Origin of the sequence: Streptomyces sp. UNOC14_S4 (assembly GCF_020740835.1) — a bacterium.
Lineage (GTDB): Bacteria > Actinomycetota > Actinomycetes > Streptomycetales > Streptomycetaceae > Streptomyces.
Window position 1 is genome coordinate 1 of the sequence record NZ_JAINFC010000249.1, and the last position, 10,800, is coordinate 10,800.

Below are 10,800 nucleotides of genomic sequence, written 5' to 3' on the forward strand. Positions count from 1 at the left end.
CTGCCGGGCAGCGCCCCCAGCACCGGGCCCGCGATCACCGCGCCCAGCAGCCCCGCGGCCAGGGCGTAGAGCGCGAGCGCGGCGAGCCGGAAGCCGGCCCGCCGGGGGTTGGCGGGCCGGGCCCCGGCGCTGATCGCGAGGATCGCGGCACACAGATAGCCGCCCACGCACCAGCCCACCACCAGGTAGAACGAGCTCAGCCCGCGCGCGTCGCCCGCCGCGGACGGCGCGATGTCGACGACCTTCAGCGAGCGCCGCTGCGCGGCCTCGGCGCGTGTGACGACGGCCTCGGCCGCCTGGGCGAGCGAGGCGCCCGCGCCCCCGGCGACCAGCAGGGTGTCGGTGGTACCGCGCGGGTCGACGACCAGGGCGGCCTCCACCTCCCGCTCGTGGACGCGCCGCCGCGCCTCGGCCTCGTCCATGCCCGTGCTCGCGTCCAGGGGCTCGCCGGGCAGCGCGTCCAGCTGCCGTTCGAGCTCCTCGCCGATCCGCGGCGGGGCGACGACGGCCAACGCGATGTCCTTCGGCTTCGGGGCGTGGAAGGCGCCGATGTACGACGTGACGAACGCGAGCTGGAGCACCAGCGCGCCGATCACCAGCAGCGCGGCGCGGGCGGTCACCGCCTCCCGTACCTCCTCGGCGAAGGTGAGGCCGGGGCCGGGGCCAGGGGTGGCGCCGGGGCTGTTGCGGTCCATGCCCCGAGCCTGCGGGCTCCGGCGGGCGGGCGCAGGCGGGAGGAGCCGTTCGGGCGATGCCGCGCCCCGCGTCGGCGGGGGAGCGCCGGACGTACGCTCGAAGCCGTTCAGACCGGGGCGGGCGAGGCCGACGGGACCGCGGAGGCGGAGGCGGCGCCGCCGACGGACTGCTGACGGATGCCGACGGACGGAGAGAGACCATGAGCAGGGCCAGGAAGACGGACACGCGGCCGCCCGCGCCGCACGTCGCCGACAGCCACGACCTGATCCGCGTGCACGGCGCCCGCGTGAACAACCTCAAGGACGTCGGCGTCGAGATCCCGAAGCGCCGCCTGACCGTGTTCACCGGCGTCTCCGGCTCGGGCAAGAGCTCCCTGGTGTTCGACACGATCGCCGCGGAGTCGCAGCGGCTGATCAACGAGACGTACAGCGCCTTCGTCCAGGGCTTCATGCCGGCCCTGGCCCGGCCCGAGGTCGACGTGCTCGACGGGCTGACGACCGCGATCGTCGTCGACCAGCAGCGCCTCGGTGCCGACCCCCGCTCCACGGTCGGCACCGTCACCGACACCAACGCGATGCTGCGCATCCTCTTCAGCAGACTCGGCGAGCCGCACATCGGCCCGCCCAGCGCGTTCGCTTTCAACGTCCCCTCGGTCCGGGCCAGCGGCGCGATCACCGTCGAGCGGGGTGCCAGGAAGGCGGAGAAGGTGACCTTCACCCGCACCGGCGGGATGTGCCCGCGCTGCGAGGGCCGCGGCTCGGTCACCGACATCGACCTGTCCCAGCTGTACGACGACGGCAAGTCGCTCGACGAGGGCGCGCTCACGATCCCCGGCTACAGCATGGACGGCTGGTACGGCCGGATCTTCAGGGGCTGCGGTTTCTTCGACCCGGACAAGCCGATCCGCAAATACACCAAGAGGGAGCTCCACGACCTCCTCCACAAGGAGCCGACCAAGATCAAGGTCGAGGGCGTCAACCTGACGTACGAAGGCCTGATCCCGAAGATCCGGAAGTCGATGCTCGCCAAGGACGTCGACGCGCTGCAGCCGCACGTCCGCGCGTTCGTCGAGCGGGCGATGACGTTCACCACCTGCCCCGACTGCGACGGCACCCGGCTGGCCGAGGCGGCCCGGTCGGTGCGGATCGAGGGCGTCGGCATCGCGGACGCCTGCGCGATGCAGATCGGCGACCTGGCCGATTGGGTCCGCGGCCTGGAGGCCCCCTCGATGGCGCCGCTGCTCGCCAAGCTGCTGCACTCCCTCGACTCCTTCGTGGAGATCGGCCTGGGCTACCTCTCGCTCGACCGGCCGTCGGGCACGCTGTCGGGCGGCGAGGCGCAGCGCGTCAAGATGGTCCGCCACCTCGGCTCCTCGCTCACGGACGCCACCTACGTCTTCGACGAGCCCACGACCGGCCTGCACCCCCACGACATCCGGCGGATGAACGACCTGCTGCTGCGGCTGCGGGACAAGGGCAACACGGTGCTCGTCGTGGAGCACAAGCCCGAGGTGATCGCGATCGCCGACCACGTCGTCGACCTCGGCCCCGGCGCCGGTACGGAGGGCGGCACCGTCTGCTTCGAGGGCACCGTCGAGGGGCTGCGGGCGAGCGGCACCGTCACCGGCCGTCACCTCGGCGACCGGGCCGCCCTCAAGAAGACGGTGCGCGAGCCCACCGGCACGCTCGCGGTCCGCGGCGCGACGACGCACAACCTGCGGGACGTCGACGTCGACATCCCGCTCGGCGTGCTCACCGTCGTCACCGGCGTCGCGGGGTCCGGCAAGAGCTCGCTCGTGCACGGGTCGATCCCAGCCGGCACGGGCGTGGTCCCGGTCGACCAGAGCCCCATCCGCGGCTCGCGGCGGAGCAACCCGGCGACGTACACCGGGCTGCTCGACCCCGTCCGCAAGGCGTTCGCCAAGGCCAACGGCGTGAAGCCGGCACTGTTCAGCGCCAACTCCGAGGGCGCCTGCCCCACGTGCAACGGCGCAGGCGTGATCTACACCGACCTGGCGATGATGGCCGGGACCTCCTCCACCTGCGAGGACTGCGAGGGGAAGCGGTTCGACGCGTCGGTGCTCGACTACCGCCTCGGCGGCCGCGACATCAGCGAGGTGCTCGCGATGCCGGTGGCCGAGGCCGAGGAGTTCTTCGGTGACGGCGGCGGTGAGGCGCGTACGCCCGCCGCGCACCGGATCCTGCGACGGCTGGCCGACGTCGGGCTCGGCTACCTCACGCTCGGCCAGCCGCTCACCACGCTGTCCGGCGGCGAGCGGCAGCGGCTCAAGCTGGCCACGCACATGGCGGAGAAGGGCGGCGTCTACGTCCTCGACGAGCCGACCGCCGGTCTGCACCTCGCCGATGTCGAGCAGCTGCTCGGCCTGCTCGACCGGCTCGTCGACTCCGGCAAGTCGGTCATCGTCGTCGAACACCACCAGGCGGTCATGGCACACGCGGACTGGATCATCGACCTCGGCCCCGGCGCGGGCCACGACGGCGGCCGCGTCGTCTTCGAGGGCACCCCGGCCGACCTGGTCGCGGCCCGCTCGACCCTCACGGGCGAGCACTTGGCGGAGTACGTGGGGGCCTGACCAGGGTCTTCGGCCGGTCGGTTGCAGAACTGACACCTGCACACCGCGTCGGGTCTCCCGACGCGGTGTCGCACATCCGTGGCCGAAAACAGACTGACCAATTCAACCAACTTGCTTGACGAAAGCAAGAACACCCCGCAACCTACTCGCAAGTAAGTTCACGTTCCCTTAACGCGCCGGACACACACATGTTCCGGTGCCGGATCGACGTGTCCCGACCCCCCACCAGCGAGGAGTTCGACGATGAAGCTGCGCCGGAGATCCTTCCGCGCCCTGCTGCCCGCACTGGCGCTGACCCTGGCGGCCGCCGTGGCCCCGACGCTCGCGACGGCCGCCCCGGCCCACGCCGCGACGGTCACCAGTGGCTGGAACAACGATGCCTGCAAGCCGACGGCCGCGCACCCGCGCCCCGTCGTCCTCGTCCACGGCACGATGGAGAACAAAACCGACAACTGGTTCTCCCTCGCCCCCCTCCTGGTCTCGAAGGGCTACTGCGTCTACTCCTTCGACTACGGCCAGATCCCGGGCATCCCCGCCTTCTACGGCCTCGGCCCGATCGAGAAGGGCGCCGAGCAGCTCTCCACCTTCGTCGACGAGGTGCTGGCCAGGACGGGCGCGCCCAAGGTCGACATCGTGGGGCACTCCCAGGGCGGCATGATGCCGCGCTACTACCTGAAGTTCCTCGGTGGCGCCCCCAAGGTGAACACCCTCGTGGGCATCGCCCCCAACAACCACGGCACCACCATGTCCGGCCTGACCAAGCTGCTCGACGTGGTCCCCGGCGCCCGCGGTGTGCTCACGACCTTCACCCCCGGCCTCACCCAGCAGGTCGTCGGCTCGGACTTCATGCGCCGCCTCAACGAGGGCGGTGACACCGTGCCCGGCGTCAACTACACGGTGATCTCGACCAAGTACGACGAGGTCGTCACCCCGTACACCTCGCAGTTCCTCTCCGGCCCCAACGTGCGGAACACCGTCGTCCAGGACCTCTGCCCGGTCGACGTCTCCATGCACCTGACCCTGGGCACCATCGACCGCCTGGCCTTCAACGAGACGCTCAACGCGCTCGACCCGGCCAACGCGACGCCCACCACCTGCAAGACGATGATCACCGGCTGAGCCGGCGGAAACGCACGAGGGAGGGGCACCCGTACATCGGCACGGGCGCCCCTCCGGCCGTACATCGGCACGGGAAAACCAGTGGACCCGCGGATCACCGCCGGGAGAGGCTGCGGCCGACCGACGGCACCGAGCGCGGAGTTGGGAACATCATGGACACACTGGTGGCAGGCGGCGACGTGACGGTCGCGCTGACCAAGAGGGCGCGGACCAAGCTGCGCTATCCCGCGACGGTCGTCCGCGACGACGGCACGCACCTGGTCGTCCGCGCGCCCTGGGCGGCCCCGGACGCCAGGGACTTCGGCTTCGTACGCTTCGAGGCGGGCGACGTCTTCACTGAGCACTACTGGCGTGACCGCTGGTACGCGGTCAAGGAGGTGCGCTCCGCCGACGGCACCCTCAAGGGCTGGTACTGCGACATCGCCCGCCCCGCCGCCCTGGACGCGGACGGCGGCACCGTCACTGTCACCGTCGAGGACCTGGACCTCGACCTCTGGGTCTCGGCGGACGGCGGCACCGTGCTGCGCCTGGACGAGGACGAGTTCGAGGAGAGCGGGCTGGAGGCCCGTGACCCCGAGGCGGCCTCCCGCGCACGTACCGCTCTGGACGAGCTGGAGGCGGCGGCCCGGGCGGAGGGTCTCGTTCCGCTCCTTGCGTAAAGCCGCGCGGGGTTCGTCCGGGGCTCGTCAGGGCCCGCAGCCCAGTGAGGTACGGACCACCGCCACCACCTCGTCATCCGAGAGGCCAAGGCTGCGCGCCTCCGCCACCAGCGCCCGGACGTGCTCGACGAGCCGGGCCCGCCCCGGCGTCGCGCCCGCGACGACCACCGCCCCCCGGCCGCGCCGCAGTTCGATCAGTCCTTCCGCGCGCAGGCTCTGGTAGCCGCGCAGCACGGTGTGCATGTTCACCCCGAGGGACTCCGCCACGTCGCGCGCCGCGGGGAGGCGTTCCCCCGCGCGTACGGATCCGTCGGCGACGGCACCCCGTACACACGCGGCGATCTGGTCGGCGAGCGGGGTGTTCGAGGAAGGATCCACGCGGAACAACACATCAGGCTCCGGGGGTGCGTTCGCGGTCGGCCAGGCTGTTCAGGAGGGCGGCCGCGGTGGCCGCGTCGTCGACCGTGACGGCGAACTCCGTGCCGTTCGTCAGCCGCGCCGAGATCGCGTCGCCGGAGCGCAGGATGATGCCGCTCGCGCCGCGCGACACCCGGTACCCCCATCCGCCGAAGTCCCGCATGGCGTCCACCTCGCGGTGCCTCGCCTCCACGATACGGTCCAGCGACACGGTGAGCCGGGGGCGCGGAAGGAGCTTGGGCGCGACGATGAGCCCTCTCCGGTCGACGGTCACCCGTGCGCCCGTCAGCAGCGCCACCGGTACGCCTCCGATGAGCAGGGGTACGGCGACGCCGCCCCAGCCGACCGTGAACCCGAATACGACACCGGCCGCCACGGTCGCCAGGCCCGCCAGGGGCAGGACGCGCGACCCGACCGGGCGGCTCCAGCTCACGGCCTCGCCCTTGGCCAGCGGCAGCCGCGCGGCCTCGGCGGGCGGCGGACTGTCGGCGGGAGGAGCGGCCGGTTCGGCCCCGGCGGCCAGCCACCCGAGGCCTCCCGCCACGGCCGTGACCGCCAGGGATATCCCTATCTGCCAGCCGGTCATGCGCACGGTCTCCGGGTCGGTGACGTCCGCGTTGGCGAACAGCAGCGCGACGAAGAGCGAGCCCACCAGGGCGTGCAGCGCGCAGCCGCCCGCGGTGAGCCCGCGCTGGAGGCCGGACGCCGCACGGACCGAGTGCGCGAGCAGTCCGAAGAGCAGGCCGAGGCCCAGCAGCAGCACCAGACCCGTGGCCAGGAAGCTCCCGTGCCCGGAGAAGCCGTCGGCACCGCCGCCGGACCCGATGTGCGTCGCCAGCCGCCCGGGCAGCCGGTCGCGCAGCCGGAGATAGAACCCGACGACCGCCGCGCAGGTGACCGGGGCGGTCAGCGAGGCGAGCAGGAGGCGCCGCCGGTGGAGCGGGTTCGACCGCTCCACCGGGGGGTGCGCGGCGGGAGCGGGTGAGGCAGGTGCCATGGCTAACTCCACTTGTTCGTATTCAAGTAGAACTATTTGTAGGCGGGGGACGCCCTGTCTGGCAAGCGATCTTGACGGCTCCTTAGTTCTGGTTCGCCTGATACGCCCGGGGCGGCATCGGCTCACGTGGGGCGTCGCCCGCGCCCGTCACCGACTGTTCGAGCGCCCGGAGCAGCCAGTCGAGGGCCGCTCCCGTCGTGCCCGTACCCGGGGACACCTCGTCGGCCAGGGACCAGTACCGGGCCACTCGCGGCTGCCTCGTCCACGCGGTCTCGCGCAGCAACGCGGCACGGAAGTCCGCCGTATCACGTTCGCCCCGGCTCGTACCGAACGCACCCACGTAGGCGTCGAGTTCGTGGCCGGGGGCAGGTGTGCGGCCGGCGGCCGCGGCGGAAGCGGCGAGGGCGTACGCCTCCAGGACGCCCTCGTAGAGCGGCGCGCCGTCGCAGGGGCCGGTCGCGCTCCCGCGCTGGTCGCGGCGTACCCGGGTGGCGAACGCCAGGTCGGACGTGTAGGCGTGCAGCCGGGCGTACGCGACGGTCTGGCCAGGTGTAGGGGCGTGCGGGAGCTCGGGCACGACGGTGCCGAGGAACGCGTCGCGCACCCGCGCGGGCAGGCCGACCGGGCAGGTCAGCTTCCAGAAGGCCACGACCGTGTCCGTGGTCGGCGGCTGCGGCAGCGCCCCGAACAGCCGCAGCAGCTCAGGCTGTTCCTCGGGCGGGGCCGACGTGAGCGCGTGCAGGGAGGCTTCCTGCCAGCGGAGCGCGGTGAGCGTGTCACGGACCCCGGCGAGCCGTGCCGCGAGGGCGGCCGACAGCGCCTCGTCCCCCTCCAGCGCCCGCGTGACCTCGTCCAGCGGCAGGTCCAGGGCCCGCAGCTCCCGGATACGGCGCAGTCTCTCCAGCGCGTCGGCCCCGTACCGCCGGTGCCCGCCGGGACTGCGGTCGGTGTCGGGCAGCAGCCCCCGGTCGCTGTAGAAGCGCACGGTCTTCACCGGGACACCGCCGAGCCGGGCGAGATCCCCGATGGTCAGCGTTCCGTCGTCCACCCGGTCCCCCTTTTCCGCGGTTCGTCCTCACCGTACGCGGCGGGGGAGAGGGCCGGGCGTCGAACACCTGTCTAGGGTTGTGGCTGTGATCAATTCCAACGATGTCCGGCGTATCGCGATGTCCCTCCCGGAGACGGCCGAGAAGGAGGCGTGGAGCATGCCCACGTTCCGCGTCGCCGGAAAGATGTACCTCACCGTCCCCGACGACGAGACCTCCATCGCGGTCCGCTGCCCCAAGCACGAGCGCACCGAACTGATCGCGGCCGAACCCGAGAAGTTCTGGGTCCCGCCGCACGAGGCGAGCTCGTCCTGGGTACGGGTGCGGCTGGCCGCGCTGGAGGATCTGGACGAACTCCGCGACATCATCATGGACTCATGGCGCCAGGCGGCACCGGAACGGCTGACGGGGGAGGGGACGGGGTGACCCGGCGGCCCTTCAGGCGGCTTCGGCGCGGATGAGGAGTGTGCCGTCGCCCTCGCCGCCCGGCGGCGTTGTCAGTGCCCCGTGGCACTCTGATCCGCATGCACGACGACCTCACCGACGACCTCATCGGCACGCAGGCACCCGCCCACCGGATCGGCGATCCGGCCGAGGCGATCCGGGTGCTGGAGCGGGCGGTGCCCGGGCTGGTGGCGTACCGGCGGGCCGAGCCCGCCGCCCTCGGCTGGGCGGTGCCGGAGAGTGAGCTGGGCACCGCGCTGCCCGCCGACTTCAAGCTGCTCGCGGAGCTCTATCCCACCTTCGTGATCGGCGACTTCCTCAGCGTGGCGCTGCCGGGGCCGGGTGCCGAGCGGGGCTGGGCGGACGGTGTCCGGGACGGCCTGGAGACCGTGATCCGGGACTGGTGGGAGGGCGGCATGTCCATAGGGCTGCCCCCGCACCCCGCCCCCGGCGGGCTGCTGCCCTGGGGCGAGTCGCTCCACGGCGACGTCTTCCTCTGGACGACGACCGGCCCCGGGCCCGACGCCTGGCCGGTCACCGTCGCCTCGCGCAACGGCGGGTGGTGGCACTACGAGGGCGGAGTCGTCCAGTTCCTCGCCGAGCTCCTCGACGGCTCGCTCGAAGCATGGGGGCTGCCGGACATCCGCACGGACGATGTGGCGGCCCCGGGCCGCTGAGCCGCGCACGGGGCCGGTCCGCTCCTTCGAAAAGCCGTCCGGCCCGTGGCAGGGTGATCGCATGACTGCGAACAGCCCCCGAATGTCCGCCCTCGACCTCGTCCACACGGTGGTCGACCCCGGCAGCTGGCGGAGCTGGGACGAGCCCGTGGCGGTGACCACGGCCGACCCCGCGTACCGCGCCGATCTGCTCGCGGCCCGTGAGCGCACCGGGCTCGACGAGTCCGTCGTCACCGGTGAGGGGCGTGTCGCCGGGCGCCGGGTGGCCCTGGTGGCCTGTGAGTTCCGGTTCCTGGCCGGGTCGATCGGGGTGGCGGCGGGGGAGCGGCTCGTACGGGCCGTGGAGCGGGCCACCGCCGAGCGGCTGCCCCTGCTGGCCGCGCCCGCCTCGGGCGGTACGCGGATGCAGGAGGGCACCGTCGCCTTCCTCCAGATGGTCAAGGTCGCCGCCGCGATCACCGACCACAAGGCCGCCGGGCTGCCCTACCTCGTCCACCTCCGGCACCCCACGACCGGTGGCGTCCTCGCCTCGTGGGGTTCCCTCGGGCACCTCACCGCCGCCGAGCCCGGCGCCCTCATCGGCTTCCTCGGCCCGCGCGTCCACGCGGCCCTCTACGGCGAGGAGTTCCCGCCCGGCGTCCAGACCGCGGAGAACCTGCTCGCCAACGGGCTGGTCGACGCGGTGCTGCCCGCCGACCGCCTGGCGGAGGTCGCGGCCCGGGCGCTGCGGGTGCTGTGCTCGGATGCCCCGTCCCGGATGAGTCCGGGGGTCCCCGCCGAGGCGGAGGCGCCCGGCGGTGGCCCCGTCCCCACCGCCGAGTCCATCCGGCAGTCCCGGCTGCCCGGCCGCCCCGGCGTACGGGAACTGCTCGCGGCCACCGCCACCGACGTGACACCGCTCAGCGGCACGGCCGCGGGCGAGCGCGACCCCGGGCTGCTGCTCGCCCTCGCCCGGGTCGGCGGCATGCCCTGCGTCGTCCTCGGGCACGACCGCGGGCTGGCGCACGACCGGGCGCACAACGGCCACGCTTCCGCCGTCGGGCAGGCCCTCGGGCCCGCCGGGCTGCGCGCCGCCCGCCGCGGCATGCGCATCGCCGCCGAACTCGACCTGCCGCTGCTCACCGTGGTCGACACCGCCGGGGCCGCGCTCTCGAAGGAGGCCGAAGAGGGGGGACTGGCGGGCGAGATCGCCCGGTGTCTCGCGGATCTGGTGACCCTGCCCGCGCCCACGCTCTGTCTGCTGCTCGGCCAGGGCGCGGGCGGCGCCGCGCTCGCCCTGCTGCCCGCGGACCGCGTCGTGGCCGCCCGGCACGCCTGGCTGTCGCCGCTCCCGCCGGAAGGCGCGTCGGCGATCCTGCACCGGACGACGGAACGGGCGTACGAGGTGGCCGAGCGGCAAGGGGTGCGGTCCGCCGACCTGTTGGCGAACGGGATCGTGGACGTCGTGGTGGAGGAGGGGAACGGGTTCCTGGAGCGGCTCGGGGTGGTGCTGGGGAGCGAGCTCGCGGGGCTCACCCGGCAGAACCGGGGCGAACGTGTGGCCGCTCGCCGGGCGCGGTATCGACGGATCGGGCTGTGAACGGGCCGCGAGGGTGAAGATGATTGACAAGGTTAGGCTGGCCTAACCTAGGGTTCTCGACCGGCGGTAGCGCGTCAGATCTGCTGTGGCGCGTCAGATCAGCCCCCGACTTCTCGGCTGGGAGGCCCCGTTGCGTCGTCTCTGTGTCCTCGCCCTCAACCCCACCGACTCCGTCACCGAAGGCTTCCTGCCCGCCGCCGGGCGGCTCGGGCTCGACGTCGCGCTGCTCACCGACCGGCCCGACGCGCACCGGCGCGCGTACGCGAAGGCGGGTACGCCCCTGTCCCTGCCTCCGCTCCGCCTCGTCGAGTGCGACGTGCGCGACTTCCGTGACGTCGTCGGCCGCCTCTCGCGGCTCGGGGCGGAAGGGTGGCGACCGGACGCCGTGTTCACCAACAGCGACCACCTCCAGGCCCAAGCCGCCCTGGCGGCCGACTACTTCGGGCTGCCCGGCAAGGACTGGAAGGCCGCGTACCGGGCCAAGAACAAGGCGGAGCTGCGCCGGGCGCTCGCCGCGGCGGGTGGCGACGCCGTCCGGGCCGCCGAGCTGTTGCCGGGTGACGATCCCGCGAC

At 73.1% G+C, this 10,800-nt stretch carries 9 protein-coding genes and 2 pseudogenes; 7 read left to right on the forward strand and 4 right to left on the reverse strand.

All coding sequences use genetic code 11. The features are described 5' to 3' along the window. Nucleotides 1-695 (reverse strand): annotated as a pseudogene (locus tag K6I34_RS21710) (DUF3533 domain-containing protein); the annotation flags it as partial. Between the two features lie 200 nt (nucleotides 696-895). On the opposite strand from K6I34_RS21710, the gene K6I34_RS21715 reads away from it, so the two are divergent. The 3 genes from K6I34_RS21715 (at nucleotide 896) to K6I34_RS21725 (ending at nucleotide 5,067) form a co-directional block, all read left to right on the forward strand. Beyond that, entirely contained in the window at nucleotides 896-3,289 is a 2,394-nt protein-coding gene (locus K6I34_RS21715) for an excinuclease ABC subunit UvrA (RefSeq protein ID WP_229327999.1), read from the forward strand. Nucleotides 3,290-3,532: 243 nt separating this feature from the next. Continuing rightward, nucleotides 3,533-4,408 (forward strand): triacylglycerol lipase, encoded by an 876-nt coding sequence (locus K6I34_RS21720; RefSeq protein WP_229328000.1) that lies wholly within the window; start codon nucleotides 3,533-3,535, stop codon nucleotides 4,406-4,408. A gap of 152 nt (nucleotides 4,409-4,560) precedes the next feature. After that, nucleotides 4,561-5,067: a DUF402 domain-containing protein gene (locus K6I34_RS21725; protein ID WP_229328001.1), complete on the forward strand. Its 507-nt coding sequence runs from the start codon at nucleotides 4,561-4,563 to the stop codon at nucleotides 5,065-5,067. A gap of 27 nt (nucleotides 5,068-5,094) precedes the next feature. Here the strand turns inward: K6I34_RS21725 and K6I34_RS21730 are convergent, their stop codons facing one another. The 3 genes from K6I34_RS21730 to K6I34_RS21740 form a co-directional block, all read right to left on the reverse strand. Beyond that, nucleotides 5,095-5,457 (reverse strand): GntR family transcriptional regulator, encoded by a 363-nt coding sequence (locus K6I34_RS21730; RefSeq protein WP_229328002.1) that lies wholly within the window; start codon nucleotides 5,455-5,457, stop codon nucleotides 5,095-5,097. A 1-nt stretch (nucleotide 5,458) separates the two neighbouring features. Continuing rightward, nucleotides 5,459-6,481, reverse strand: coding sequence for a hypothetical protein (locus K6I34_RS21735; protein ID WP_229328003.1), 1,023 nt, complete (start codon nucleotides 6,479-6,481; stop codon nucleotides 5,459-5,461). Between the two features lie 82 nt (nucleotides 6,482-6,563). Next, entirely contained in the window at nucleotides 6,564-7,529 is a 966-nt protein-coding gene (locus K6I34_RS21740; RefSeq protein ID WP_229328004.1) for a MerR family transcriptional regulator, read from the reverse strand. A gap of 85 nt (nucleotides 7,530-7,614) precedes the next feature. Here K6I34_RS21740 and K6I34_RS21745 point away from each other — a divergent pair, with 85 nt between their 5' ends. The 4 genes and pseudogenes from K6I34_RS21745 to K6I34_RS21760 form a co-directional block, all read left to right on the forward strand. Then, the gene (locus K6I34_RS21745; protein WP_229328005.1) at nucleotides 7,615-7,953 is read left to right on the forward strand and encodes an MmcQ/YjbR family DNA-binding protein; all 339 of its coding nucleotides are present in this window, start codon (nucleotides 7,615-7,617) and stop codon (nucleotides 7,951-7,953) included. Between the two features lie 98 nt (nucleotides 7,954-8,051). After that, the gene (locus K6I34_RS21750; protein ID WP_229328006.1) at nucleotides 8,052-8,648 is read left to right on the forward strand and encodes an SMI1/KNR4 family protein; all 597 of its coding nucleotides are present in this window, start codon (nucleotides 8,052-8,054) and stop codon (nucleotides 8,646-8,648) included. 61 nt (nucleotides 8,649-8,709) lie between these two features. Then, nucleotides 8,710-10,227 carry an acetyl-CoA carboxylase carboxyltransferase subunit alpha/beta gene (locus K6I34_RS21755; protein ID WP_229328007.1) on the forward strand — a complete coding sequence of 506 codons (1,518 nt, stop codon included), beginning with the start codon at nucleotides 8,710-8,712 and terminating at the stop codon, nucleotides 10,225-10,227. A 130-nt stretch (nucleotides 10,228-10,357) separates the two neighbouring features. Next, nucleotides 10,358-10,800 (forward strand): annotated as a pseudogene (locus tag K6I34_RS21760) (siderophore biosynthesis protein); the annotation flags it as partial.

Excerpts from the sequence above, each read along its gene's own strand:
- K6I34_RS21715 (WP_229327999.1), top strand. The coding sequence starts at position 896 with ATGAGCAGGGCCAGGAAGACGGACACGCGGCCGCCCGCGCCGCACGTC.
- K6I34_RS21720 (WP_229328000.1), top strand. The coding sequence starts at position 3,533 with ATGAAGCTGCGCCGGAGATCCTTCCGCGCCCTGCTGCCCGCACTGGCG.
- K6I34_RS21725 (WP_229328001.1), top strand. The coding sequence starts at position 4,561 with ATGGACACACTGGTGGCAGGCGGCGACGTGACGGTCGCGCTGACCAAG.
- K6I34_RS21735 (WP_229328003.1), bottom strand. The coding sequence starts at position 6,481 with ATGGCACCTGCCTCACCCGCTCCCGCCGCGCACCCCCCGGTGGAGCGG.
- K6I34_RS21750 (WP_229328006.1), top strand. The coding sequence starts at position 8,052 with ATGCACGACGACCTCACCGACGACCTCATCGGCACGCAGGCACCCGCC.
- K6I34_RS21755 (WP_229328007.1), top strand. The coding sequence starts at position 8,710 with ATGACTGCGAACAGCCCCCGAATGTCCGCCCTCGACCTCGTCCACACG.